Here is a 23,961-nt window from a genome sequence, read left to right as displayed (position 1 = left end):
ATTACAAAGTTTTGCCGAGGAGGCGAGCGTGACGGAAGGAAGGGGCGAGACGGGCGCCGCGACTGGCGGCGTCAACATCCTGCTGCGGCTGGAGGGCCTGACCCTGTTTGCAGCGATGGTGACGCTCTATGCGGCCTGGGACGGGTCGTGGCTGGTGTTTGCCCTGCTGTTCTTCGTGCCCGATCTGAGCTTCCTGGCCTACCTGTCCGACGCCAGGTTCGGCGCGATGATCTACAACGCCGCCCACAGCTACATGGCACCGGTGGCGTTGCTGACGCTGGGCTTCGGCCTCGCCTCGCCCCTCACCCTTTCCATCGCCTTGATCTGGCTTGCCCATATCGGCCTCGACCGGGCGCTCGGCTACGGCCTGAAATATTCCGCCGGGTTCGGCTTCACCCATTTGGGACGGATCGGGCGGCAGAAGGACTCCTGACCTCAAATTTGGCAGCCCGGCAGGTTGACCGGGCCGACCGATTCAGGCTTGCTCCGGAACGATCAGGCGCCGAATGTTGCGTGAGCCCAGTGTACGGCGGCGGTTCTTTACGCCTTAGCTCGAGCATCACCAACTGGCATCACCGAGATGTCCGCGACGGTCGTCCCCCTGCCGCCGAACCGAGCGTCCGAAACCATCGACTTCCTGCGCCGCATGGCCGGCATGGTGTCGGGGCGGAACGGCGAGATGCTGCTGCGTGCAGCCAGCATGATCGAGTCGCTGAGCCAGCGGGCGATGTCGGCCGAGCGGCTCTATCATCAGGCACAGGAAGAGAGCACGCGCAACGCCGAGCTGCGCGAGTCCGCCGAACTCGCTTCCGACGCCATGGTCGGCCAGATCGCGGCGCTGCGGGCGCAGCTCGCCGAGCTCACCGCCGCGACCGCAGCCGAGCGCGCCGCCTTCGATGCCGAGCGCAACAAGCTTGTCGGCCTGATGCAGCATGCGGAAAGCCATATCGTCAAAATCACCGGCGAGCTCGACAGCCTGCGCGCCTCCGTCGACAGTTTCAACGAGACAGCGGTCTCGGTGCCGATCGAGGCGCTGCGGCTGGCGCGGACGCAGTTCGATTATCTCTCGAGCGGCTTTGCCCGGCGCGGCGATCCAATCTCGCAGGCCATGAGCGAGATCGGCGGCTTCGCCATTGACCAGGCGCTGACGGCGAAGCCTGACCCTGCCTGAACGCCGCCCGGCGACCGAAGCAGGCCCGGTCTAGCCACGATAATCCCATGTCGATGCACTCTCTGAGAGGACCCGCAAGAGACTGCGGATCCGTGTCGGCATCTGTTTGCGGCTGACCTGGACGGCGTGGATCGGCGTATTCGGCACGCGCCAGCCGGAGTTGCTGATGGCTGCGTGGTGTTGCCATGACGTCATCATAGCAGTGACTTCGAAACCACTACAAGGCCGGGCGTCCGAAGCGATATCAGCTCGCAGCAAGAACTCACGACCGGAGAGAACAATGTTCGTCGATATCGATAATGGATCACTCGTGACCGCAGGCTCGAGCTTGCCCGGAGATCAACCCATCTTCATGCTCAATCTTCTACGCTATCGGGATGAGGCCTTGTACCGGGACAAGTCCGAGCTTCCGGCCTGCAGCGGGCGCGAAGCCTATTACACGCGCTATGTCCCCGCATTTCGCAAGGTCGCAATTCCGCTAGGGGTCACGCCGACTTGGCTTGGCTCTGTCGGAGCCCTGCTGGTTGCGGCGCAAGGCGAAGCCTGGCACGACGCCGCAATGGTCCGCTACCCCGACTTCGCGACCTTTCGAGCCATCGTCTTGAGCTCCGACTACCGACGTGAGGCCGAGCCCCACCGCTTGGCCGCGCTCGCCGATTGGCGTCTGATTGCGACGACCGAGGTTCAGGTGCCGGCTTGACGACGGTCGCGCTAGATCGCGCCGATCTCGGAAAGGCAGGCTTGCGTCAGCGTCATGCGAGCCTCGATGTGGCGCGGCTCCTTGCAATCCATGTTGAGCGCGAACACGGTATGCGCCTCGCCCTTCTCGGCCCAGCCGACCATCCAGCCGAGCGAAGGCTCGCCGCGCTCGGCGCCCAGGAGGCCGGACTTGGCGCGGATGACGCTGTTGCCGACCTTGGTCGCCGGCAGGATGTCGCAGACGAGGTCCTGGCTGCGCTTTGAGATCGGCAGCGCACGGCGGCGCAGCCGGTCGACGAAATCGACTTGCTCGACCGGATCGATGCGCAAGGCCCCGGTGAGCCAGAACTGGTCGATGCCGCCGCCGATGTCGCGATTGCCGTAGTCGAACGCGTCGACGTATTGCTGCATGCGCACCTCGCCGATGCGGCGCGCGATCTCCTGATAGACCGGCACCGCGCTCACGAGAATCGCGCTGCGCAGCGTGTGATCCTTGTTCCAGGCCTCGATCGGGCGCTTGACGCCGTCCCAGGGAAACACGTCCTTGTCGGGATCAGTGACGACACCGCTCTCGAGCGCAATCAGCGAGTTGGGAATCTTGAAGGTCGAGGCCGGCAGCTTGCCCTCGCCCGAGCGTTCCTTGTCGCTGGCGACGATCAGATAATCCTCGACCTTGTAGCCGACGAACGTGCCTGACGTGCCGAGCTCGGTGAAGCGCTTTGCAAGAGTGTCGCTGATTTCATTGCGCGGTGGCGCGACATGGGCGCGCGCGCGTCGGGGCAGGATCGCGGTTGCGGCGAGGAGGCCGAGGGTGGAACGGCGGGTGAGCAAGGCAGTGTCCGTCGAATGATGAAAGTGGCCGCGACCATGCAGCCGAGACGTGGTGAAACGATGACAGATGGTTTCTATCGCCCCCGGCCTGACAGCCGCAGCACGAACACCAGCACCTCGGCGACGGCCTTGTAGAGATCCGGCGGGATCTCGTCGCCGAGCTCGACCTTCGACAGCGCGCCGGCCAGAACCTCGTTCTCCTCGATCGGAATATCGTGGGCCTTGGCGATCTCGACGATCTTTTCGCCGATCGTGCCCTTGCCCTTGGCGACGACGACGGGCGCGCCGGAGCCCTTCTCGTAATGCAGCGCGATCGCGAGCTTGGACGGATCGCTCATGTGGCGCGATCCAGGAAGTGGCCGGCGCGGGCCGGCGCCGGTGGCGGCGGCGTGCCGTCGCGGACCACGATATCACCGGGCTTGAGCTCGGCCTTCGTCAAGGCCTGGCTGAGCTCACCGATGCCGGCGCGGAGCTGCCGCGCCGTCGCCGGCCGCTCCGCCCACATCCGTACGAAGGTCTTGTCGCCGTTCAGCGTGATCAGCGCATGCACGGGTCCGGCCGGCTCGACATTGAGCGAGAAGCGCGCGCGCCAGGCGCGCGTGGCGGGATCGGCGGCCTCGTTGCCGCCATCGCGCGAGATCTCGAACTGCGCCATCGCGGTGCCTTGCGGAGTCGCGAACGGAATCTCGAAATTCCACTGCGGCACGGCCGGATCGGTGCGGTGGCCGCTGGCGTCGGTGCGATCGGGGAGCGAAGCAATTTGCAACAACGTCTGCCGGGCGATCGCGGCATCGGTGTCATCGAGCAGACGATGCACGGTCGCAGCCAGCGGCGTGTCCGGCGCAAGCGACGGCGCGGCGATGGACTGCGGCGCCGGCAGCGCACCGCGGACTGGCGGAGGTGTCGGCTGTGCGGCAGCCTCGAAGACATGGGCATCCGGCAACGCCTTGTTGGAGCCCGGTACGTTGCCGGTCAGGCGCGGCAGGTTTTGCGTGAGCTCTTGCAGCAGGCTCGCGGCAAGGCCGGCGGACATGGTTCGCGGCACCGCGGCTTGCGGATTGTTGCCCGTCACCTCGGCCAGCACGGCGGCAGCAAGCGCACCGCGCGACAATTGCGCCGGTTGGGCGACGTCCGCATCCGGTGACGGCGACGCCGCTTGTGCCGTCCCGCCCGCCAGCCCAGCCGCGGAGGCTGCGGTCTGCGTCGTGGCCGCAGCACTCGCCGGCAGCGACACACCTTGCGGAGTTGCCTGCGGCACTCCCGTCTCGATCGCGCCGGAGGTCGACGCCAGCGTCTGGCGCAACACCAGCAGTGCGGCCTTCAAGTCCGGGATCACGCCGGAGGACGGCGTTGTGCCTGCCGCCAATGACGCCTCGAAAAACAGCCCGGACTTCTGGAAGGCAGATTCGATATCGCCGCCGTCGAGGGCCTGGTTGAGCGGCGTCTGTTGCGCAAGCACGTCGAGCACCGCCTGCTTCAGCCCTGCGGGCAGGTTGCTGCCTGTCACGACGGAGGCCAGGTTGGCGAACAGCGGCGCCTGGCTCCCCTGTTTGGTCGCGGCCTCGGCAGAGGCCGTCGCGACGGCGGCCTGCTCGGACGGCGTCAGGGTGTTCCGTGCCGTTGCCACTGACGGCGCCAGCGGCGGGCCGTCCACCAGCGCGGCCGCCCGCGGCGTCAGCGTAACCTGATCGCCCGCCGCCTCGCCTGCCCCGCTCATGACGGCGAGGCGAATGGTGCCGTTGTTCTGCGAGACCGCGAGCTGGAGGTTCTGCCCCGGCGTCAGCGCCACCTCCGACATCACGTCCATCGACAGGTTGGCGATCGCGATCCGCACCAGATTGTCGGCGAGCACGCTGACCACCCTGGCATCAACCACACTGCCCGCTTGAAGCACGAGATCCGGTGTCGCCGCATCAGCCGGGCGGCTGGCAGCGTTGACGGGAGCAATGGAAGTGACCGGCGTCGGCATCTCGGCAGCCCAAGGGGAGCGCCAACTACCGTAACCGCTGCCTCGTAAACCTCTCGTTAAGGACCTTGGACGGACGGCGACTTCACCGCCGCCAGAACCGTCACGGCGGCCTGGAAATCCTTCAGGCGGGCGGCGCGGCGGGCGGCCGCCTCCTCGTCCACGCCCCATTGCTCCGCGTTCCAGTCCTCGTCGACATGGGCGGCGGCCCAGACCTGGTCGGCATCGCGCACGCCCTGGTCCAGCGCCAGCGCCAGCAGCGCCGAGCCGGTCAGGGTGGTCACCATGTGGAGCGCAGCGACCGACCAGGGGTCGCCGGGCAGCGCGGCCCGTGCGGCCTTCAAAGCCTCGTCCGGCTGCTTCACGTGCATCACGCCCTCCGACAGGATGAAATGCGCCCCCAGCGTCTCCGCCGCCCAGAACAGCACGGGGTCCCAATGCGCAGCCTCGCGGGCGACCAGTCCCTCGGGATGGCCGGCTCGATAGAACAGCAAGTCGGACTCGAAATATTTGGCGAGGTCGTCGCTGACGAGCTCGACGCGATCGACGACGCCCTCGACCACGCTGTTGGCGATCCGCGTCAACGGCATGGTCACGGGATCGATCGTCTCACCCTGGGCCGCCCATTCCGCGGCGACGCGATCTGCAAGCGCGCGCGTCGGGATCACCACCTGGCGACCCGACGGAGTGCGGATCGGCTTGCCGTCGAGAGTGATGGCGAAGCGGCCCTCGGCATCGGCGACGCCGGCCTCCTTGTAGAAGCGCTTGCGCAGGGGCGCGCGCGCGGAGGCGCGCGCAGAGTCCCGGGGATCCGGCGGGGGCTGGCTTGCTGCTTCTTCGAACAATTCGCGCATGTCGGTTTTCGGTTCCGGTCGCTGGATGCTAGGCTTCTAAGATAAGACCGGCGGCCGATAAAGCGAGCGGCGGGCATGAGGGAAGTTGCGGGCATTGGGGCCCTGTTGGCAGGATTTTGGCTGGCCGCGGCGGAGGCCGGCTTCCGCACCCCGGAATCGCTGGTCCGCAACGTCTATGCCCATTACGGCGAAGGGGCGCCGGAGCTGTCAAAAGGCTTGCCGCGGGATGCCGTGACCGCCCGCCAATTCTTCGATCCGCCACTGCGCAAGGCCTGGAGCGCGCCGAGAGTCGAGCCCTATGATTTCCTGGTGCAGAGCCAGAGCTGGAAGATCGGCCCTGTTACGATCGCGGTCGTCCGTAGGCAATACGACAAGACATATGTCGCCGCGAATTTCGACAATCGCGGTCGCCGGGTGGCGCTGAACTTTGTCGTGGTCAACGGGCCCGAGGGCTGGCTGATCACAGATGTCGAGAGTCCGCATGACTCCTTGCGGATGTTTCTGGAGCAGTTCCGGAATTGAGGGTGGCCAACCATTGCTGTCTCCGCACCGTTATTGCGAGCGTAGCGAAGCAATCCAGAATCTCTCCGTGGAGGCAGTCTGGATTGCTTCGTCGCACCAGCGCAAAATTGCTACGCAATTTTGTCGCGGGCTCCTCGCAATGACGGGACTAACAGCGGAGCTCAGCCCTACTCCTCTGGCGCGTTCTCGATCGGATCAAATCTGGTTGCGTCGAGCCCGAGCAGGTTCCACGACTGCTGCATGTGCGGTGGCAATGGCGCGGTGGCGTCGATCACGCCGCCGCGCGGATGCGGGATGACGATGCGGCGTGCGAGCAGATGCAGCCGGTTCTGCAGGCCGCCCGGCAGCTGCCAGTTCTCGATGTTGAAATATTTGGGATCGCCGACGATGGGATGGCCGATATGGGCCATGTGGGCGCGCAGCTGATGGGTGCGGCCCGTCACTGGCTTCAGCGACACCCAGGTCAGCTTGTTGCCGGCGGTCTCGACCACGGCGTAGTACGTCACCGCGTGACTGGCGCCCTCATCGCCATGCTGGGCGATGCGCATGATGGTGTCGTCCTCGCCCTCCTCCTTTGCGAGGAAGGTCGAGATGCGGCCCTGCTTCGGCTTCGGCAGGCCCGGCACCAGGGCCCAATAGACCTTGCGCGCCGAGCGCGAGCGGAACGCGCCGGTCAGATGCGAGGCGGCAAAGCGTGTCTTGGCGATCAGGAGACAGCCCGACGTCTCGCGATCGATACGGTGGACGAGACGCGGCTTCTGGCCCTTGGCATCGCGCATCACCTCCAGCATCTGGTCGATGTGGCGCGTCATGCCCGAGCCGCCCTGCACGGCAAGGCCGGCCGGCTTGTTCAGGACGAGGACGTCGTCGTCTTCCCAGATCGTCATCTCCTTCAGCGCCTTGAGCGTCTTCTGCGCAGCCTCCGAGAGCGGGCCTGCCGCCTTCGGCGCATCGAGCTTCAGCGGCGGAATGCGGACGCTCTGCCCCTCCTCCAGCCGGTCCTTGCTGTCGACGCGCTTGCCGTCGACGCGCAGCTCGCCTTTGCGCACGACGCGCTGGATGTGGGAGAACGACAGGCCGGGAAAGCGCGCCTCCAGGAAGCGGTCAACGCGCATGTTGTTCTCGTCGGCCGTGACCGTGACGGTCTGCACCTTGGTCGGCAGCAGCGCCTCGACGGACTTCTCAGGCGCAGGCCTCTCCTGGACCGCTTTGGGTGGACGCCGCTCGGCGCGCTCGCCCACAAAGCGCGGCTTTGCACCCGGCTTGCCGCCGGGCTTGCCACCCGCACGCGGCCCGGCCTTCTTCGCGCTACGCGCCTGATGCGGGCGCGAATCGTCGCGCTCGTCACGCGAACGCGGCTTTGGGTTCATTCTCTTGATGCGGCGGCTCATGATTGCCTGCGTACCCTAAAAGCCGCCTGTCGTCACGACGAAATGGCCGCTTCTAGGGCGAGCCGCCCCGCTCCTTGCGCAGCTTGGCCCAATAATCCAGCCGCTTCCGAATCTCGCGCTCGAAGCCGCGCTCGGGCGGGTCGTAGAAGGTCTGGCGACCCAGGGCCTCCGGGAAATAGTCCTGGCCGGAGAAGGCGTCCGGCGCGTCGTGGTCGTATTCGTAGCCGGAGCCGTACCCTTCCGACTTCATCAGCTTGGTCGGGGAATTGAGGATGTGTTTTGGCGGCAGCAGCGAGCCGGCCTGCTTGGCGACCTGCATCGCGGTGCCGAAGGCGGTGTAGACCGCGTTCGATTTCGGCGCGGTGGCGAGATAGACCACGGCCTGCGCGATGGCGAGCTCGCCCTCGGGATGGCCGAGGAAGTCGAAGGCGTCTTTCGCCGCGTTGGCGATGACGAGCGCCTGCGGATCGGCAAGGCCGATGTCCTCCACCGCCATGCGCACGACGCGGCGGGCCAGGAACAGCGGGTCCTCGCCGGCGTCCAGCATGCGCGCGAGGTAATACAGCGCCGCATCGGGATCGGAGCCGCGCACCGATTTATGCAGCGCCGAGATCAGATTGTAGTGGCCGTCGGCCGATTTGTCGTAGATCGGCGCGCGGCGCTGCAGGATCTCCTGCAGCTGCGCGGCATTGAAGATCTCGTCCGCACGCGCCGAACGCCAGACCTCTTCGGCGAGCGTCAACGACGCACGGCCATCGCCGTCGGCCATGCGGACCAGCACCGCGCGCGCCTCCGCATCGAGCGGCAGCTTCCTGCCCTCGACGGCTTCAGCATGCGCGAACAGCTTTTCGATCGCGGCCGCATCGAGCGAGCGGAATACCAGCACGCGCGCGCGGGACAAAAGCGCCGCGTTGAGCTCGAAGGACGGGTTTTCGGTGGTGGCGCCGACCATCACCACCGTGCCGTCTTCCATCACGGGTAGAAAGGAGTCCTGCTGCGCGCGGTTGAAGCGATGCACCTCATCGACGAACAGCAGCGTGCCCTTGCCCATCTCGCGGCGGGCGCGCGCGGCGTCGAACGCCTTCTTGAGGTCGGCGACGCCGGAGAACACCGCCGAGATCTGCTCGAAATGCAGATCGGTCGCGTCAGCCAAGAGCCGCGCCACCGTGGTCTTGCCGGTGCCGGGCGGGCCCCAGAACACCAGCGAGCCCAGCGTGCGCGTCTCCAGCATGCGCGTCAGCGCACCGTCCGGACCGAGGATGTGATCCTGGCCGACGACTTCGGAAAGCGTGCGCGGGCGCAGCCGGTCCGGCAGCGGATGCGGAGCATCGTGATCGAGCCCCGCCGCGGCAAAGAGAGTCGGCGTCTCCTGTGGTCGCTTCGGACTCATCCGCCCAGCGTGACGTTGATCTGCTGGCCGCCGCGCACCAGCGTAATGCGCCAGATCCGCGGCCGCTCGCCCGCGGCCTTCTCGAGGTCGCCGGTCTTGCTGATCTTCTGGTTGTTCACGGCGAGGATGATGTCGCCTTTCTGGAAGCCGACACTCGCAGCCGCGGTATCGCCGCCGATATCGGTGATCACGACACCTTCGGTGTCGGCATCCAGACGCAGCTCATCGGCCACGGCCGGCGTGATGGTCGAAACCTTGGCGCCCTGGAACGGCGAGCGCGCGGTGACGACGAGCTCGTTGCGCCCGGTGTCGGGCGCCGTCTCCAGCGCCACCGTCAGCTTCACCAACTTGCCACCGCGCTGCACGTCGAGCTGCGCGGTGCCGCCGAGCGGACGTGTTGCGAAGCGATAGTCGAAGGCGTTGGGATCATCCACGGTCTGGCCGTCGATCCCGGTGATGAGGTCGGAGGATTTCAGGCCGGCTTTCGCCGCCGGACCGTTCGACACCACGCTCGCGACCAGCGCACCGGTCGGCGAGCGCAGGCCGAGGCTCTCGGCGATCTCCGGCGTGACCGCCTGCAATTTCGCACCGAGCCAGGGACGCTTCACCGCCTTGCCGCCGCTCTTGGCGGAGGCGACGACGACGCGCACCATGTTGGCGGGAATCGCAAAGCCGATTCCTTGCGAGCCGCCGGAGCGCGAATAGATCGCGGTGTTGATGCCGGCTAGCTTGCCGCTCATGTCGACCAGCGCGCCGCCGGAATTGCCGGGATTGATCGCCGCATCGGTCTGAATGAAGAACTGATAGTCAGTGATGCCGACTTGCGTGCGCGCCAGCGCCGAGATGATGCCGTGGGTCACGGTCTGGCCGACGCCGAAGGGATTGCCGATCGCGAGCACGACGTCGCCGACCAGGAGTTCATCGGAATTGGTGAAGTCGAGCGTTGGGAACTTCTCCCTGCTGTCCTTCAGGCGCAGCACGGCGAGATCGGTCCGGGAATCCTTGAGCAGGATCTCGGCCTCGAACTCGCGCTTGTCCGACAGCGACACCTTCACCTGGTCGGCGCCCTCGATGACGTGAACGTTGGTGACGACGAGACCGGAGGCATCGACGATGACGCCGGAGCCGAGCGAGCGCTGCATCTGCTCGGGCTGCTGGCCCGGCACGCCGAAGAAGCGGCGGAAGATCGGATCATCCAGCAGCGGGTTGCGGTTCTGCACGACCTTTGCGGCATAGACGTTGACGACCGCCGGCTGCACCCGCTGCACGATCGGCGCATAGGACATCCGCAGCTCGGCCGGCGACGACGGGACCCGACGGTCCTGCGCAACAGTCGGATTGAAGGTGGCCGAAAGGGCTACGCACAGCGCCGTGACGGCGGCAGTCCAGGTCGCTCGAAACATTCCTACCTCTTGGAAAAGACGCCGGAATATAGGCGCGTTCGCCCCCCAATAGAAGGGCGCCGGAGGGCAATATTCGCCCCCTTCTCCGGCGTGTCCGGCATGCAAGGGTGCCGTGCGAATCTGCAATTTACCCGGGCGGCGGATTGGCATGATGTGCATCATCTTGCATGGTGGTGTGAGGCGGATTCGGTTGCGGCGAATTTGCATCAGTGGGAACCCACGCAATCGTTCGCAGCGTCGCGGGGCAGTCATCGATCACACCTAGGCTCTCCGTTCGCGACTTGGGGAAACAGTCAAATGATGGAGCGTAACGTGAGCAGAACAAGAATTGCGGCCACCGCGATTGGTCTCGCCGGCGCGCTGGCGGCATCGCAGGCCCAAGCCCAATCGGCAAGCAGCAGCGAGCAGGAGATCGCGCTGTTGAAGCAGCAGCTGAAAATGCTCGAGCAGAAGCTCGACAAGCTCCAGAGCCAGACCGCGGCGAACACGGCGGCCGCGGCAAAGGCAAAAGCCGAAACCAAGGCAGAGGCAAAGGCCGAGGCGCGCGGGGAGGCAAAGGCCGCGGTGGCCAACGCCAACGCGGCAATCCCGGTCAAGGGGCCGGCGCCGACATCCGGCGTCGTCGTGACGATGCCAAACAACCGGCCGACGATCTGCACCGCCGACCAGGCCAACTGCGTCGCCATCACCAGCCGCGTGCATTGGGACGTCGGCGGCTATGACTACCGCCCCAACACCGCAGCCACCGTGCCGCAGAAGCTCGACAGCGGCCAGAATGTCCGCCGCGCGCGCATCGGCGTCACCGGCAAGTTCTTCAACGACTGGAATTTTGCGCTGGTCTACGATTTCGGCGGCTCGTCCGACGGATTCGGCGGCACAGCTCCGGGATCGCTGCCGGGCGGCGGCGTCTCCGGCGTCGAGAACGCGTATCTCAGCTACACCGGCCTGAAGCCGTTCGGCGGCAAGATGGCAATCGAGGCCGGCATCATGGACTTGCCCTACACCATGGACGAGGCGACGAGTTCGAACGACATCATGTTCATGGAGCGCGCCTCGCCCGGCGTGATCGCGACCAACATCGCCGCCGGTGACTTCCGTTCCGCAGCCGGTGCGCGCTGGTTCAACGACCAGCTCTGGATCGGCGGCTATGTCACGGGGCCCTCGACCGGCGCGATCCATTCCGCCTCGAGCGCGGCGCCGGGGGGCACCAGCGAGCAATATGGCGCCGTGGCACGCGTGGCCGGCAATCCCATCAGCGGCAAGGATTATTCGGTGCATATCGGCGCCGATGCGCAATGGCTGATCCAGCCGCCGCGCAATCTCATCGCCAACACGCAGACGGTCACGCTGAGCGATCGTCCGGAATTGCGTCTCGACCCGACCACGCTAATCTCGACCGGCGCCATCGCCAATGCCTCGGGCGCGCAGGTCTACAGCGTCGAGGCGGCAGCGACCTACGGCCCGTTCATCGTCCAGGGCGAGTATTTCTGGTACAATGTCGATCGCACCGCCAACACCGGTGTGCCGCTGGTCGGCGCACCGAGCCTGAAATTCCAGGGCGGCTATGCGCAGGCCGGCTATGTGCTGACCGGCGAAGGCCGCTCCTACAATGCGGCGAACGCGGCCTATAGCGGCGTCAAGCCGGCGCATCCGTTCTCGCTCGACGGCGGCGGCTGGGGCGCGTGGGAGATCGCCGGACGCTTCTCGACGATCGACCTCAACGATCAGCTCGCCACGGCGAGCGGCGTCGCAGGCGGTCGGCAGACGGTCTATACGCTCGCGCTCAACTGGTACGTCAACGGCAACGTGCGCTTCATGCTCGACTATCTGCACGGCACGGTGTCGCGGCAGGCCTCGCCGATATCGACCGCAGACGTCGGCTCGAAGTTCGACGCGGTCGCGATGCGCACGCAGTTCGCGTTCTGACTTTACACCTCTCCCGCAGGGAGAAGTCGCGAAGGCGCGGTGTGAGGGGTTACGCTCTATCGAGGATGCCGCGCCCCCTCACCCGAATTGCTCTGGACGATGCTGCGCATCGCCAGGCGTAATTCGACCTCTCCCCGTCGGGGAGAGGTAACGGCACCATCCCTCATCTTCATCACGCTGCGCGCTTCTTCTTCACGACCACGGGTGGCGGCGCGCAGGACAGCCGCTCCTGATGGCTCTCGCCCCAGGCCTTCAGGATATCGATCACGGGCCTCAGGCTCTCACCCAGCTCGGACAAGCAATACTCCACGCGCGGCGGCACCTCGGCGTAGACCTTGCGGATGACGAGCTTGTCTTCCTCCAGCGCGCGCAGCTGCTTCGTCAGCATGCGCTGGGTGATGCCGGGCATCCGGCGGCGCAATTCGCCAAAGCGCTGGGTGCCGCTCTGCAGGTGGTAGAGGATCACGCCCTTCCACTTGCCGTCGATCAGGTCCAGCGTCGCCTCGACCGAGCAGCCGGGACGACGGGCGAAATCGCGGCGTTTCATGCGGGTTTTCCCAATAGTATCCAAACAGGGACTATATCCCCGAATTTACAGTACTTGCCAAATCGGAGCCAGAGCGACAGTTAGGGCGGCAGGCGAATAAAACCATCTGATGGAGACACGCCATGAAGGCCGTCGGCTACAAAAAATCGCTCCCGATCGAGGACGCGGATTCACTGTTCGATTTCGAGACCGCAAAGCCCGACCCCAAAGGGCGCGACATCCGCGTCGCGGTAAAAGCGATCTCGGCCAACCCGGTCGACTACAAGGTGCGCAAGCGCGCCGCGCCCCCCGAGGGCGAGACCAAGATCCTGGGCTATGACGCGGCCGGCGTGGTCGATGCGGTCGGGCCCGAGGTCACGCTGTTCAAGCCGGGCGACGAAGTGTTCTACGCCGGCTCGATCCTGCGCCAGGGCACCAATGCCGAATTCCACCTGGTCGACGAGCGCATCGTCGGCAACAAGCCGACGAGCCTGTCGTTCGCGCAGGCCGCCGCCCTTCCCCTCACCTCCATCACCGCCTGGGAATTGCTGTTCGACCGGCTCGGCGCGGTGCCCGGCAAGAGCGTCGATCCGCGCACGCTGTTGATCACGGGCGGCGCCGGCGGCGTCGGCTCGATCCTGATCCAGCTCGCGCGCCGCCTCACCGGGCTGACGGTGCTCGCCACCGCCACGCGGCCGGAATCGCAAAAATGGTGCCTCGATCTCGGCGCGCATGCGGTGATCGATCATGGCAAGCCGATGAAGGAGCAGATCGAGAAGTTGAAGCTGCCGCCGGTCGCCCTGGTGGCCAGCCTCACCTACACCGACCAGCACTACAAGGCGATCGCGGAATTCATGGCCCCGCAGGGCAAGTTCGGCCTGATCGACGATCCCCCTGAGTTCACGGTTGCCGCATTCAAGGGCAAGGCGATCTCGGTGCACTGGGAATCCATGTTCACGCGCTCCTCGTTCCAGACGCCTGACATGATCGCGCAGCATCATCTGCTCAACGACGTGGCCGACCTCATCGACAAGGGCGTGTTGCGCACCACGCTGGACCAGACCTTCGGCACGATCAACGCCGCCAACCTCAAGCGCGCGCACGCGCTGCTGGAGAGCGGCAAGTCGCGCGGCAAGATCGTGCTGGAGGGGTGGTAGGCTTGGCACTCCGCGTCAATTGAGGCATCATGCGTCTGCGGTCCCGGAAAGAGGGCCGACCCCCGCCCGCCGGGACCAGCAACAAGCAGAGTGATGATGACCGAACCATGCGACCTGTCGGCGGTCGCGGCACGCGCGCTGATTGGCCAACGCAAGCTCTCCCCCGTCGAGCTGACGGATAGCTGCATCCGCCGCATCGAAGCGGTCGATCCGGCGGTCAACGCCGTCGTTGCGCGCTCGTTCGAAACCGCGCGCAAGACGGCGCGCGAGCGCGAGGCCGCCGTGATGCGCGGTGAGACCCTCGGCGCCGTGCATGGGCTGCCGCTCGGTGTCAAAGACCTGATCGATGCGGAAGGATTGCCGACCAGCTTCGGCTGCGTGCTGTTCGCGGACAATGTCGCCAGGCAGGACGAGGCCATCGTCGCGATGCTCAAGCGCGAGGGCGCGATCGTCATCGGCAAGACCAACGTGCCGGAATGGGGCGCCGGCGGCAACACGCGCAACGCCGTGTATGGCGCGACCGGCAATCCCTTCGATCCCAATCGATCGGCCGCCGGTTCGTCGGGAGGATCGGCCGTCGCGCTCGCCACTGGGATGGTGCCGCTCGCGACCGGATCCGATACCGGTGGCTCCGTGCGGAATCCGGCATCCTTTTGCGGCGTGGTCGGCTTCCGGCCCTCGCCCGGACTGATCGCCAGCAACAGCCGCAACATGGCCTGGCTGCAGATCTCGCAGCTCGGGCCGATGGCGCGAACCGTGCCCGACGCTTGCCTCATGCTGTCCTGCATGCTGGATCGTGACGCCCGCGATCCGTTATCGGCGATCCTTCATGCGGGCGGTTCGCCCTCGGCGGCGCTCTATCGCAATCCGCCGCGCGTCGATCTCTCCGCGCTCCGCATTGCTGCAACCAGCGATTTCGGCTTTGCGCGGACCGAGGGGGTGGTCGCCCGCGCCTTCAGACAGAAGCTCAATTCGTTCGAAACTGTATTTCGCGGAGTCGAATGGGCTCATCCTGATTGCACCGGCGCGGACGAGGTATTCAGCATCCTGCGCGCCGTCGCATTCCTCGGCCGCCATCGCGAGCTCGTGGAGAAGTTTCCGGACAAGATCGGGCCCAACGTTCGCGACAACGTCGCGGAGGGGCTCGGCTATTCCGCCGCCGACGTGGCGCGTGCGCTCTCGATGCAGACCGACCTTTACCGGCGCTGGCAGACCTTCTTCGCGGATCACGATTTCATTCTCGCGCCTGCGGTCACCATCAGCCCACGGCCGTGGTCGGAGCTCTATCCAGCCGAGATCGACGGCCGGCCGACCAAGAGCTATTTCCACTGGCTTGCGCTCGCCTATGCCGTCACCAATGTCGGCCATCCCACAGTCGCAATCCCGGCCGGACGCGACGACGCCGGCCTGCCGTTCGGCATCCAGGTGATCGGCCCGCGCGGCGGCGATCTCGCCACGCTCGCGGTCGCGCGCGAAATCGAAGCGGTGCTCGCCGCCAATCCGGATACCGCCCGCCCCGTTCCCGACGTTGCGTGGCTTGCCAGGCAGCCGCCGATTGCGGACAAGCCGGGATTTCTCGCCTTCGATTGAAACGTCAACCGCGGAAAACGACACGATGAAAACAACGTTCCTGACGCTAGCGCTCGCCGCGATCGGCTCGATCAGCGTCAACTCGCTCGCAACCGCGCAATCGTATCCCGAGAAATCACTGCAATTGATCGTCCCGTTCCCGCCGGGCGGAGCCTCCGACGTGGTGGCCCGCATCATCGGCGGCGAGCTCGAAGCCCGGCTCGGCAAGCCCGTCATCATCATGAACCGTCCCGGCGGGGGCACCACGATCGCGGCCAAGGAGGTGGCGCGCGCGGCGCCCGACGGATACACCCTGTTCTTCAGCTCGAACTCGAGCTTCACCTTGCCGGCCGCCGTGAAGGAGAGCGTTCCTTACGATGCGGCCAAGGATTTCGAGCCGCTCGGCCGGGTCGGCAAGATCACCCTGGCGCTGGTCACCTACAAGGACAATCCGGTCAAGGATCTGCCTGCGCTGGTCGCGGAGGCAAAGGCCAATCCGGACAAGCTGTCGCTGGCCTCCTTCGGCGTCGCGACGGTGTCGCATTTCGCCGGCGAGTTGTTCAAGTCGAACGCCGGAATCAAGATGGTCCACCTGCCCTACAAGGGCAGCGCGCCGGCGATGAACGATCTCATCGGCAAGCACATCCAGTACCATGTCGACACCGTGATCGCCGTGAAGCCGCAGATCGAGGCCGGCACCGTCAAGGTGATGGCCGTATTCTCCGGCCAGCGCACACCATTCCTGCCCGACACACCGACATTGGCAGAGCTCGGCTATCCCGCCATCGACTTCTCGTCATGGGGCGCGGTGGTCGCGCCCAAGGGGCTGCCGCCGCCGGTTCGCGACAAGCTCACGGCGACGCTGGAGGAGATCATCAACAGCCCTTCCGTTGTGGAGCGCTTCGTCAAGGTCGGCTTCGAGCCCGGCTTCGCACGCTTTGACGACTGGGCCGGAGCGGTGACCAAAGAGACGGCCGAGATGAAGGACATCGCGCAGAAGGCCGGCATCAAGGACGAGTAGCCGGACGCCTACGGTGTCGAAACGCCTTCGACAAGCAGCAGTCTGCGCTGAAGCGCGCTCGCGCGCAGCTTCAGGGCCTCGGCATACTCGGAAGAGGCGTACCACTCCTTCAGCCGTGCCATCGTCGGGAACTCGACGATGACGATGGCCTTCGGTGATGGACCGCCCTCAAGCAGCTCGGCCTGGCCGCCGCGGACGAGATAACGCCCGCCGTACTGCGCGATCGTCTCGGCAGCCAAGGCGCGATAGGCCTCGAATGCAGCGGGATCGCGCACCTCGACCTCGGAGATCACATAGGCCGTCATGCGCATCGCCTCAGGCGATCGTGTTGACGATGCCGCCCTCGGCGCGCAGCGCAGCGCCGTTGGTCGCCGACGCCTCCTTCGAGGCGACATAGACCACCATGTTGGCGATCTCGTCGACGCTGGCGAAGCGCTGCAGCAGCGAGCTCGGGCGATGCTGCCTGACGAAGTTGGCCGCGGCTTCGTCCACGGACTGGCCGCTCTGCCTGGCGAGATCCTTGACGAACGTCTCGACGCCCTCCGACATGGTCGGGCCCGGCAGCACGGAATTGACGGTGACGCCGGTGCCAGCGGTGAGCTGCGCCAGGCCGCGCGCAACGGAAAGCTGGGCCGTCTTGGTCATGCCATAGTGGATCATCTCGACGGGAATGTTGAGCCCGGACTCCGAGGAGATGAAGACGATGCGGCCCCAATTGCGCGCGAGCATGCCCTTCATGTAGGCCCGCGACAGCCGCACGCCGCTCATCACGTTGACCTCGAAGAAACGGCTCCAGTCCTCGTCCGGGATGTCGAAGAAATCCTTGGGCTCGAAGATGCCGGCATTGTTGATGAGGATGTCGACCTCGGGCAGCGCCGCAACGAGTGCTTTGCAGCCTGCCGCGGTCGAGACGTCGGCCGCGATCCCGCGGACCTTGGCGCCCGTCCCTTCCAGCTTGCGCACCGCCGCATCGACCTTGTCCTGGCTGCGGCCGTTGATGACGACGCTGGCGCCCGAGGCGGCGAGGCCCTTGGCGATGGCGTGGCCAATGCCGGCGGTCGAGCCGGTGACGAGGGCGGTCTTTCCGGAAAGGTCGATGTTCATGCAATATCTCCATGGATGTGGATGGAGATATCGGAAGCGGCTCCCTCAGCTGCAATCAGGACTCACTGACGCGTGAGGATTGTGAATGGTGGGCACGGCGCGCGAAGAGCGCGCGCCTTTGCCCACCCTACCGTTCCTACGCAACGAAAAAGCGGCGCCGAAGGCGCCGCTTTTGAAACGTCATGCCGGTCAGGCTTACGCCGCCTCGGCTTCCTTTTCCTGCACCGGGCCGGAATCCTGGCCCTTGGCATCGACGTCGCGATCGACGAACTCGATCACGGCCATCGCGGCGTTGTCGCCGTAGCGGAAGCCGGCCTTGATGATGCGGGTATAGCCGCCCTGGCGGTCCTTGTAGCGGGTCGCCAGCGTGTCGAAGAGCTTCTTGACCATGTCGACGTCGCGCAGCTCGGAGATGGCCTGACGGCGCAGCGACAGGCCGCCCTTCTTGCCGAGCGTGACGAGCTTCTCGACGATCGGGCGGAGCTCCTTGGCCTTGGGCAGCGTGGTGACGATCTGCTCGTGCTTGATCAGCGCGGCCGCCATGTTGGCGAACATCGCCTTGCGGTGCTCGGCCGTGCGGTTGAGCTTCCGATGAACCTTGCCGTGACGCATGTGTCTATTCCTTACGTATGAACTGCCGCGACGGTTCGTCGGACCAGTTGCTCAGGTGGGCTTCCTGCGTTCGCCCATAAAAATCGCGGCCAGATGTCTCCGGCCGCGACGGTGAAGTCGATCAGTAATGATCCTCGAAGCGCTTGGCGAGCTCGTCGATGTTCTCCGGCGGCCAGCCCGGCACTTCCATGCCGAGGTGCAGACCCATCTGGGCCAGCACTTCCTTGATCTCGTTCAGCGACTTGCGGCCGAAGTTCGGGGTGCGGAGCATTTCCGCCTCGCTCTTCTGCACGAGGTCGCCGATGTAGACGATGTTGTCGTTCTTCAGGCAGTTGGCCGAACGCACCGACAGCTCGAGCTCGTCCACCTTCTTGAGGAAGGCCGGGTTGAAGGCGAGGTCCGGGATGATCTCCTGGGCGACTTCCTTGCGCGGCTCTTCGAAGTTGACGAACACGTTGAGCTGATCCTGCAGGATGCGGGCAGCGTAAGCCACCGAGTCATCCGGCGTGATCGCGCCGTTGGTCTCGATCGTCATGGTCAGCTTGTCGTAGTCGAGGATCTGGCCCTCGCGGGTGTTCTCGACCTTGTAGGAGACCTTGCGGACCGGCGAGTACAGGCTGTCGACCGGGATCAGGCCGATCGGCGCGTCCTCGGGACGATTGCGCTCGGCGGGCACGTAGCCCTTGCCGGTCGAGACCGTGAACTCCATGCGGATCTCGGCGCCCTCGTCGAGCGTGCAGATCTGCAGATCGGGATTGAGCACGACCACATCGCCGACGGTCTGGATGTCGCCGGCGGTGACGACGCCCGGACCCTGCTTCTTCACGACCATGCGCTTGGGGCCTTCGCCCTGCATCTTGATCGAGATGTCCTTGATGTTCAGCACGATGTCGGTGACGTCCTCACGGACGCCCGCGATCGAGGAGAACTCGTGCAGCACGCCGTCGATGTGCACCGACTGCACGGCCGCGCCCTGAAGCGAGGAGAGCAGGATGCGGCGCAGCGCATTGCCGAGGGTCTGGCCGAAACCACGCTCGAGCGGCTCGGCGACGATGGTCGCAAAACGCGAGGGATCGCTGCCAGGCGTGACCTGGAGCTTGTTCGGCCTAATCAGTTCTTGCCAATTTTTCTGGATCGTCACTGTTTCACCCATACAGGCCAGTCGATTTGACGGTGCAAATACTGGCGTTGGAGAAAGGCCGCAGATCATTCCCGCGGCTTCTTGCAAAGTCACTGCGGGCGCCGATGCGCCCGCAGCTCGTCAAAAATCAAACGCGACGACGCTTGCGCGGACGGCAACCGTTGTGCGGGATCGTGGTCACGTCGCGGATCGAGGTGACGGTGAAGCCGGCGGCCTGGAGCGCGCGGAGCGCCGATTCGCGGCCCGAACCGGGACCGGCGACCTCGACTTCCAGCGTGCGCATGCCGTGCTCCTGCGCCTTCTTGGACACGTCCTCGGCGGCAACCTGCGCGGCGTACGGGGTCGACTTGCGCGAGCCCTTGAAGCCCATCGTGCCGGCCGAAGACCAGGCGATCGTGTTGCCCTGCGCGTCGGTGATGGTGATGGTCGTGTTGTTGAACGACGAGTTCACATGCGCGACGCCGGAGGCGATGTTCTTGCGCTCACGACGACGAACGCGGGTGGCTTCCTTGCCCATTGAGTCCCTTTCCTGAAGATCTCAAACGCCGCCGTAATGCCAGCGGCTACACCTGTGGAACGAAAAGCGCGTGGCGAACGGGCCTCCCCGCATCGCCACACGCCGTGACTGGATTCGAAAACTTACTTCTTCTTGCCGGCGATGGCCTTGGCCGGGCCCTTGCGCGTGCGCGCATTGGTGTGGGTCCGCTGACCGCGCACCGGCAGACCGCGACGATGACGCAGGCCGCGATAGCAGCCGAGGTCCATCAGACGCTTGATGTTGATGCCGACCTCACGACGCAGGTCGCCCTCGACGAGATAGTCGCGGTCGATGACTTCGCGGATCTGGAGCACTTCGGCGTCGCTGAGCTGGTTGACGCGACGATCCACGGGGATCTTGACCTTCTCCAGGATCTCACCGGCGATCTTCTGACCGATGCCATGGATGTACTGGAGCGCGATCAGCACGCGCTTGTTGGTGGGAATGTTCACGCCGGCAATACGGGCCACGGCCTTCTCTCCTGTTGCCGACCCCTCGTCAGGAATCGGGCTTTAAGTGCTTGCGTTCTCGGGCAGGTGTTCACAAACGCGAACACGACGCCCACCCCCGGTCTTCCTGGGGCCCGGCATCGTCTGAAACTATCCGACTTGGATGCGGGGCTTATTAGGGGATTCCAGGGGCTTTCGTCAACCGCTGCTAGCGTTTGGCTCGCTTTTTCGTGACCTTTTTTGCAGCCTTTTTGGCACCCTTTTTGACGGCCTTCTTGGCGGTCTTTTTGGCTGCCTTTTTGACCGTCTTCTTGGCGGTTTTCTTGGCCTTTTTGGCGGTTTTGGCCGATTTGGCGGCCTTCTTGGCAGCCTTCGCCGGCTTTTGGGGCGATTTCTTCCCCGCCTTGGCCTTCTTGGCCGGCGCCGCCTTGGCGGCGCTCCGGGCATGTGTCTTGGGCTCGACCGCCCCCAGCGCCAGGAGCTGGCGGTGGATGGCGCGGGTGACCTCGTCGATGGCCATCATGCCGTCGATGGTCGAGAGCTTCCGACGCTCGGAATAGTAGTGAATCAGCGGTTCCGTCTGGCTGCGGTAGCTGGCCAGCCGCTTGGTCAGGACCTCCGGGGTGTCGTCGAGCCGGACCTCCTCGCCGCGCTCCCGCATCTGGGCGACGCGGGTCTCGACGCGGCTCAGAAGCGCGCTCTCGTTGACCCGGAGCTCGATCACGGCGTCGAGCTTGAGATGCTTGCGCTTGAGCAGCTCGTCCAGCGCCTCGGCCTGCGGCACGGTGCGCGGAAAACCGTCGAGGATGAAACCGTTCTTGGCGTCCGGCTGGTCGATGCGGTCGGAAATGATTCCCACCACGACGTCATCGGGCACGAGGCCGCCGCTGGCCATGATCTCCTTGGCCTTCAACCCGACCGGGGTGCCGGCCGCAACCGCGGCACGCAGCATCTCGCCGGTCGAGAGCTGGACGATGCCATAGCGCTGCACCAAGAGCTGGGCCTGAGTCCCCTTGCCCGACCCCGGCGGTCCCAGAAGTATAATTCTCATCGGCGTACGCCCCCCGGATTGGTGAGCGATACGTCGCGCACCTGTGCTTTGATATCAAGAGCGGTGCAAACCACAACCAGCGCCCCACCGCCGTTGACGACCATACTATAAGGCAGCCCGATCCCGTAAAGCTCGAACACCTCCGGAATCAACTGCAACGCCGTCAGGTAGACGGCTCCGACGACTGTCGTCAATGACACCACGCGATCGAGATAGTCGGCCGTGGCTTCACCCCGAGCGACACCGGGAATGGTGCCGCCACGATCCGCCAGGGATTTGGCCGTGTGTTCGGGATCGACGACATAGGCGGTATAGACGAAGGCGAGCACGAACACGGCGATCGACACGAGAATGACGTGCACCGGCTGCCCGAGCTGGAGATGCCGGTAGGCCGCGGCGACGAGGGGATGATCGCTGCCCAGAAGGAAGCCTGCAAAGGCAAGCGGCAGATAGAATATCCACGGCGCTACGGTGACGGGAATCAGGAACCCGGCGCTGTTGAGCTTGATCGGCAGCATCGCATCGCGCACAGGCAGTTGCCGCGTGCCGACGCTGTGTGCGGCGAACTGGACCCGGATATTTCGCCGCGCGCCTTCGACAAGCACGATCACGACGACGGTCGCGATCCAGAACACGACATGGCCGAGCACAAGATTGCCCGAGATCGCCCCACTCCGCATGAGATCCGCGATACCGGTAATGTTTTGCGGAATGGCGACGATGAAGCCCGCGCTCAAGATCAACGCCAGGCCATTGCCAATGCCGTAGCGGGTCATCTGTTCGCTGAGCCACACCAGCACGAAGACGCCGCCGACCATCGAGGCCGTAGCCGTCGTCACGAACCAGCCGTCGGGATTTTTGACGAGGCCCGGGATCGACGTCAGTGCCGAGGCGATGCCGTAGGCCTGAAAGGCCGCAAGCCCGAGTGTGAGCCCGAGCGTGGCGCGCGCGATCTTCCGCCGTCCGCCCTCGCCCGACCGTTCGAGCGAATTCAGGCCGCGCCACACCACGGAGAGCAGCCGGATGAAGATTGCCGCAGTCAGATAGGGAATGAGGCCGAGCGCAAAGATCGAAAGCCGGGAGACGAGATCCAGCGTCGGCGAGACGTCGGAGAGATCCAGTCCCGGAATCGGGACCTGCGTGCCGAGCCTGAAAAGGAGCAGTGCGCCGATCGTGAAAGCGATTCGGCGCGCGAGCTCCCTGCTCATCTACGGCGGCCTCGCAGCTTGGACTTGCGGATCAGGCCTTCGTACTGGTGCGCCAGCAGATAGCCTTGCACCTGGGCCACCGTGTCCATGGTGACGCTGACGACGATCAAGAGCGAGGTGCCGCCGAAATAGAACGGCACCGAGGCGTAGGAGATCAGGATTTCCGGGATCAAGCAGACGATGGCGAGATAGATCGCGCCCAGCACGGTGATGCGCGACAGCACATAGTCGATGTATTCCGCGGTGCGCTCGCCCGGGCGAATGCCCGGAATGAAGCCGCCGTGCTTCTTCAGATTGTCCGCGGTCTCGGTCGGGTTGAACACGATCGCGGTGTAGAAGAAGGCGAAGAACACGATCAGCGCCAGATACATGATCAGGAACAGCGGGCGGCCATGGCCGAGCTGGGTGGTGATCCACTGGAACCACTCCGGCCCGCTTCCCGTGTTGAAGTTCGCAACCGTGGTCGGCAGCAGCAGCAGCGAGGATGCGAAGATCGGCGGGATCACGCCGGAGGTGTTGAGCTTGAGCGGCAGATGCGAGGACTGGCCCTCGAACATCTTGTTGCCGACCTGGCGCTTCGGATACTGGATCAAGAGCCGGCGCTGGGCGCGCTCCATGAACACGATGAAGGCGATCACGGCGACGGCCATGACGATGACGACCAGGATCAGGCCGGTCGACATCGCGCCCTGACGGCCGAGCTCGAGCATGCCGGCGAGCGCCGCGGGCAGCTCGGCGACGATGCCGGCGAGAATGATCAGCGAGATACCGTTGCCGATGCCGCGCGAGGTGATCTGCTCGCCGAGCCACATCAGGAACATGGTGCCGCCGGTCAGCGTGATCGCCGTGGACAGGCGGAAGAACAAGCCGGGGTCGGCGACGACGTTGCCGGCGCCTTCGAGGCCCACCGCGATGCCGTAGGACTGGAACGCGGCCAGGATGACGGTCAGATAGCGCGTGTACTGGTTCAGCGTCTTGCGGCCGGCCTCACCTTCCTTCTTCAGGGCCTCGAGCTGCGGCGAGACGGTGGTGAGGAGCTGGATGATGATCGAGGCCGAGATGTACGGCATGATGTTCAGCGCGAAGATCGCCATGCGGTGGATGCCGCCGCCGGCGAACATGTTGAACATACCGAGAATGCCGCCCGCCTGGGAGCGGAACACCTGCTCCCAGACGTTGGGATCGATGCCGGGCAGCGGGATGTAGGTCCCGAGCCGATAAACGAGCAGCGCACCCAGGGTGAACCAGATGCGCTTCTTCAGTTCGTCGGCCTTGGCAAACGCGCCGAAATTGAGATTGGCTGCCAGTTGTTCCGCTGCAGAGACCATCTTGGACTTTCTCCCGCCGCCTGTTGCGCCGTCATGCCCGCGGCCGGGCTAGTTTAGCGGACGCCGGACATTATCTGGGGCTCGGCTTCGATAAGTCCACGTCC

Annotated in this window: 25 protein-coding genes; 8 read left to right on the top strand and 17 right to left on the bottom strand. The window is 65.3% G+C overall.

Annotated elements, in window-relative coordinates:
• Positions 1-28: 28 nt before the first annotated feature.
• From ACNJYD_RS15835 to ACNJYD_RS15825, 3 genes are all read left to right on the top strand, one after another.
• Positions 29-433, top strand: a complete 405-nt coding sequence (locus ACNJYD_RS15835) for a DUF4260 domain-containing protein (protein WP_439366860.1) — start codon at positions 29-31, stop codon at positions 431-433.
• Positions 434-580: 147 nt separating this feature from the next.
• Positions 581-1,171 (top strand): hypothetical protein, encoded by a 591-nt coding sequence (locus ACNJYD_RS15830; RefSeq protein WP_439366859.1) that lies wholly within the window; start codon positions 581-583, stop codon positions 1,169-1,171.
• Positions 1,172-1,451: 280 nt separating this feature from the next.
• Entirely contained in the window at positions 1,452-1,871 is a 420-nt protein-coding gene (locus ACNJYD_RS15825; RefSeq protein WP_172783218.1) for a hypothetical protein, read from the top strand.
• 11 nt (positions 1,872-1,882) lie between these two features.
• Here ACNJYD_RS15825 and blaOXA read toward each other — a convergent pair whose 3' ends face one another.
• The 4 genes from blaOXA to ACNJYD_RS15805 all read right to left on the bottom strand — a co-directional run bounded on the left by blaOXA (position 1,883) and on the right by ACNJYD_RS15805 (position 5,521).
• Positions 1,883-2,701: a class D beta-lactamase gene (blaOXA, locus tag ACNJYD_RS15820; RefSeq protein WP_439366858.1), complete on the bottom strand. Its 819-nt coding sequence runs from the start codon at positions 2,699-2,701 to the stop codon at positions 1,883-1,885.
• 74 nt (positions 2,702-2,775) lie between these two features.
• Entirely contained in the window at positions 2,776-3,039 is a 264-nt protein-coding gene (locus ACNJYD_RS15815) for an EscU/YscU/HrcU family type III secretion system export apparatus switch protein (protein WP_025036968.1), read from the bottom strand.
• Positions 3,036-4,670, bottom strand: a complete 1,635-nt coding sequence (gene fliK, locus ACNJYD_RS15810) for a flagellar hook-length control protein FliK (RefSeq protein ID WP_439366857.1) — start codon at positions 4,668-4,670, stop codon at positions 3,036-3,038. Before fliK ends, ACNJYD_RS15815 begins: the two co-directional genes overlap by 4 nt.
• 56 nt (positions 4,671-4,726) lie before the next feature.
• Positions 4,727-5,521: an ATP12 family chaperone protein gene (locus ACNJYD_RS15805; protein WP_439366856.1), complete on the bottom strand. Its 795-nt coding sequence runs from the start codon at positions 5,519-5,521 to the stop codon at positions 4,727-4,729.
• Between the two features lie 75 nt (positions 5,522-5,596).
• On the opposite strand from ACNJYD_RS15805, the gene ACNJYD_RS15800 reads away from it, so the two are divergent.
• Positions 5,597-6,043: a hypothetical protein gene (locus ACNJYD_RS15800; protein WP_212254957.1), complete on the top strand. Its 447-nt coding sequence runs from the start codon at positions 5,597-5,599 to the stop codon at positions 6,041-6,043.
• A 167-nt stretch (positions 6,044-6,210) separates the two neighbouring features.
• Here ACNJYD_RS15800 and ACNJYD_RS15795 read toward each other — a convergent pair whose 3' ends face one another.
• Genes ACNJYD_RS15795 through ACNJYD_RS15785 form a run of 3 tightly spaced genes read right to left on the bottom strand, consistent with a single transcriptional unit; the run spans position 6,211 to position 10,227 of the window.
• The gene (locus ACNJYD_RS15795; RefSeq protein ID WP_439366855.1) at positions 6,211-7,434 is read right to left on the bottom strand and encodes an RluA family pseudouridine synthase; all 1,224 of its coding nucleotides are present in this window, start codon (positions 7,432-7,434) and stop codon (positions 6,211-6,213) included.
• Between the two features lie 52 nt (positions 7,435-7,486).
• Positions 7,487-8,824, bottom strand: a complete 1,338-nt coding sequence (locus tag ACNJYD_RS15790; protein ID WP_172783212.1) for a replication-associated recombination protein A — start codon at positions 8,822-8,824, stop codon at positions 7,487-7,489.
• The gene (locus ACNJYD_RS15785; RefSeq protein WP_439366854.1) at positions 8,821-10,227 is read right to left on the bottom strand and encodes a DegQ family serine endoprotease; all 1,407 of its coding nucleotides are present in this window, start codon (positions 10,225-10,227) and stop codon (positions 8,821-8,823) included. Before ACNJYD_RS15785 ends, ACNJYD_RS15790 begins: the two co-directional genes overlap by 4 nt.
• A gap of 312 nt (positions 10,228-10,539) precedes the next feature.
• Here ACNJYD_RS15785 and ACNJYD_RS15780 point away from each other — a divergent pair, with 312 nt between their 5' ends.
• On the top strand, positions 10,540-12,153 hold the full coding sequence (locus ACNJYD_RS15780; RefSeq protein ID WP_439366853.1) for an OprO/OprP family phosphate-selective porin: 1,614 nt from the start codon (positions 10,540-10,542) through the stop codon (positions 12,151-12,153).
• Positions 12,154-12,325: 172 nt separating this feature from the next.
• Here the strand turns inward: ACNJYD_RS15780 and ACNJYD_RS15775 are convergent, their stop codons facing one another.
• On the bottom strand, positions 12,326-12,700 hold the full coding sequence (locus ACNJYD_RS15775) for a winged helix-turn-helix transcriptional regulator (protein WP_439366852.1): 375 nt from the start codon (positions 12,698-12,700) through the stop codon (positions 12,326-12,328).
• Between the two features lie 122 nt (positions 12,701-12,822).
• Between ACNJYD_RS15775 and ACNJYD_RS15770 the strand changes: the two genes are divergently transcribed.
• From ACNJYD_RS15770 to ACNJYD_RS15760, 3 genes are all read left to right on the top strand, one after another.
• Positions 12,823-13,836 (top strand): zinc-binding alcohol dehydrogenase family protein, encoded by a 1,014-nt coding sequence (locus tag ACNJYD_RS15770; protein WP_212254954.1) that lies wholly within the window; start codon positions 12,823-12,825, stop codon positions 13,834-13,836.
• A 96-nt stretch (positions 13,837-13,932) separates the two neighbouring features.
• The gene (locus ACNJYD_RS15765; protein WP_439366851.1) at positions 13,933-15,426 is read left to right on the top strand and encodes an amidase; all 1,494 of its coding nucleotides are present in this window, start codon (positions 13,933-13,935) and stop codon (positions 15,424-15,426) included.
• 25 nt (positions 15,427-15,451) lie between these two features.
• Positions 15,452-16,426, top strand: coding sequence for a Bug family tripartite tricarboxylate transporter substrate binding protein (locus ACNJYD_RS15760; RefSeq protein WP_172783207.1), 975 nt, complete (start codon positions 15,452-15,454; stop codon positions 16,424-16,426).
• Between the two features lie 8 nt (positions 16,427-16,434).
• On the opposite strand, the gene ACNJYD_RS15755 is transcribed toward ACNJYD_RS15760, so the two are convergent.
• The 9 genes from ACNJYD_RS15755 to secY all read right to left on the bottom strand — a co-directional run bounded on the left by ACNJYD_RS15755 (position 16,435) and on the right by secY (position 23,857).
• Positions 16,435-16,731: a DUF1330 domain-containing protein gene (locus ACNJYD_RS15755; RefSeq protein ID WP_212254952.1), complete on the bottom strand. Its 297-nt coding sequence runs from the start codon at positions 16,729-16,731 to the stop codon at positions 16,435-16,437.
• 10 nt (positions 16,732-16,741) lie between these two features.
• Positions 16,742-17,530: an SDR family NAD(P)-dependent oxidoreductase gene (locus ACNJYD_RS15750; protein ID WP_439366850.1), complete on the bottom strand. Its 789-nt coding sequence runs from the start codon at positions 17,528-17,530 to the stop codon at positions 16,742-16,744.
• Between the two features lie 195 nt (positions 17,531-17,725).
• On the bottom strand, positions 17,726-18,142 hold the full coding sequence (gene rplQ / locus ACNJYD_RS15745; RefSeq protein ID WP_025036979.1) for a 50S ribosomal protein L17: 417 nt from the start codon (positions 18,140-18,142) through the stop codon (positions 17,726-17,728).
• Between the two features lie 121 nt (positions 18,143-18,263).
• Positions 18,264-19,295, bottom strand: coding sequence for a DNA-directed RNA polymerase subunit alpha (locus ACNJYD_RS15740; RefSeq protein WP_029674561.1), 1,032 nt, complete (start codon positions 19,293-19,295; stop codon positions 18,264-18,266).
• A gap of 115 nt (positions 19,296-19,410) precedes the next feature.
• Positions 19,411-19,800, bottom strand: a complete 390-nt coding sequence (rpsK, locus tag ACNJYD_RS15735; RefSeq protein WP_007603045.1) for a 30S ribosomal protein S11 — start codon at positions 19,798-19,800, stop codon at positions 19,411-19,413.
• 122 nt (positions 19,801-19,922) lie between these two features.
• Positions 19,923-20,291: a 30S ribosomal protein S13 gene (gene rpsM, locus ACNJYD_RS15730; protein ID WP_008549231.1), complete on the bottom strand. Its 369-nt coding sequence runs from the start codon at positions 20,289-20,291 to the stop codon at positions 19,923-19,925.
• Positions 20,292-20,478: 187 nt separating this feature from the next.
• Positions 20,479-21,321 carry an adenylate kinase gene (locus ACNJYD_RS15725; protein WP_172783205.1) on the bottom strand — a complete coding sequence of 281 codons (843 nt, stop codon included), beginning with the start codon at positions 21,319-21,321 and terminating at the stop codon, positions 20,479-20,481.
• Positions 21,318-22,529: a preprotein translocase subunit SecY gene (locus tag ACNJYD_RS15720; protein WP_172783204.1), complete on the bottom strand. Its 1,212-nt coding sequence runs from the start codon at positions 22,527-22,529 to the stop codon at positions 21,318-21,320. Before ACNJYD_RS15720 ends, ACNJYD_RS15725 begins: the two co-directional genes overlap by 4 nt.
• Complete coding sequence (gene secY / locus ACNJYD_RS15715) at positions 22,526-23,857, bottom strand: preprotein translocase subunit SecY (RefSeq protein WP_172783203.1); 1,332 nt, start codon at positions 23,855-23,857, stop codon at positions 22,526-22,528. Before secY ends, ACNJYD_RS15720 begins: the two co-directional genes overlap by 4 nt.
• Positions 23,858-23,961: the final 104 nt, after the last annotated feature.

This window comes from Bradyrhizobium sp. SPXBL-02 (genome assembly GCF_051853065.1).
Classification (GTDB): Bacteria; Pseudomonadota; Alphaproteobacteria; order Rhizobiales; family Xanthobacteraceae; genus Bradyrhizobium.
Note: the sequence above shows the minus strand (reverse complement) of the source record. Positions and strands in the feature narration are given on the sequence as shown.

Excerpts from the sequence above, each read along its gene's own strand:
- ACNJYD_RS15830 (WP_439366859.1), top strand. The coding sequence starts at position 581 with ATGTCCGCGACGGTCGTCCCCCTGCCGCCGAACCGAGCGTCCGAAACC.
- ACNJYD_RS15825 (WP_172783218.1), top strand. The coding sequence starts at position 1,452 with ATGTTCGTCGATATCGATAATGGATCACTCGTGACCGCAGGCTCGAGC.
- ACNJYD_RS15815 (WP_025036968.1), bottom strand. The coding sequence starts at position 3,039 with ATGAGCGATCCGTCCAAGCTCGCGATCGCGCTGCATTACGAGAAGGGC.
- fliK (WP_439366857.1), bottom strand. The coding sequence starts at position 4,670 with ATGCCGACGCCGGTCACTTCCATTGCTCCCGTCAACGCTGCCAGCCGC.
- ACNJYD_RS15805 (WP_439366856.1), bottom strand. The coding sequence starts at position 5,521 with ATGCGCGAATTGTTCGAAGAAGCAGCAAGCCAGCCCCCGCCGGATCCC.
- ACNJYD_RS15800 (WP_212254957.1), top strand. The coding sequence starts at position 5,597 with ATGAGGGAAGTTGCGGGCATTGGGGCCCTGTTGGCAGGATTTTGGCTG.
- ACNJYD_RS15795 (WP_439366855.1), bottom strand. The coding sequence starts at position 7,434 with ATGAGCCGCCGCATCAAGAGAATGAACCCAAAGCCGCGTTCGCGTGAC.
- ACNJYD_RS15790 (WP_172783212.1), bottom strand. The coding sequence starts at position 8,824 with ATGAGTCCGAAGCGACCACAGGAGACGCCGACTCTCTTTGCCGCGGCG.
- ACNJYD_RS15785 (WP_439366854.1), bottom strand. The coding sequence starts at position 10,227 with ATGTTTCGAGCGACCTGGACTGCCGCCGTCACGGCGCTGTGCGTAGCC.
- ACNJYD_RS15775 (WP_439366852.1), bottom strand. The coding sequence starts at position 12,700 with ATGAAACGCCGCGATTTCGCCCGTCGTCCCGGCTGCTCGGTCGAGGCG.
- ACNJYD_RS15770 (WP_212254954.1), top strand. The coding sequence starts at position 12,823 with ATGAAGGCCGTCGGCTACAAAAAATCGCTCCCGATCGAGGACGCGGAT.
- ACNJYD_RS15765 (WP_439366851.1), top strand. The coding sequence starts at position 13,933 with ATGACCGAACCATGCGACCTGTCGGCGGTCGCGGCACGCGCGCTGATT.
- ACNJYD_RS15760 (WP_172783207.1), top strand. The coding sequence starts at position 15,452 with ATGAAAACAACGTTCCTGACGCTAGCGCTCGCCGCGATCGGCTCGATC.
- ACNJYD_RS15755 (WP_212254952.1), bottom strand. The coding sequence starts at position 16,731 with ATGACGGCCTATGTGATCTCCGAGGTCGAGGTGCGCGATCCCGCTGCA.
- ACNJYD_RS15750 (WP_439366850.1), bottom strand. The coding sequence starts at position 17,530 with ATGAACATCGACCTTTCCGGAAAGACCGCCCTCGTCACCGGCTCGACC.
- rplQ (WP_025036979.1), bottom strand. The coding sequence starts at position 18,142 with ATGCGTCACGGCAAGGTTCATCGGAAGCTCAACCGCACGGCCGAGCAC.
- ACNJYD_RS15740 (WP_029674561.1), bottom strand. The coding sequence starts at position 19,295 with ATGGGTGAAACAGTGACGATCCAGAAAAATTGGCAAGAACTGATTAGG.
- rpsK (WP_007603045.1), bottom strand. The coding sequence starts at position 19,800 with ATGGGCAAGGAAGCCACCCGCGTTCGTCGTCGTGAGCGCAAGAACATC.
- ACNJYD_RS15725 (WP_172783205.1), bottom strand. The coding sequence starts at position 21,321 with ATGAGAATTATACTTCTGGGACCGCCGGGGTCGGGCAAGGGGACTCAG.
- ACNJYD_RS15720 (WP_172783204.1), bottom strand. The coding sequence starts at position 22,529 with ATGAGCAGGGAGCTCGCGCGCCGAATCGCTTTCACGATCGGCGCACTG.
- secY (WP_172783203.1), bottom strand. The coding sequence starts at position 23,857 with ATGGTCTCTGCAGCGGAACAACTGGCAGCCAATCTCAATTTCGGCGCG.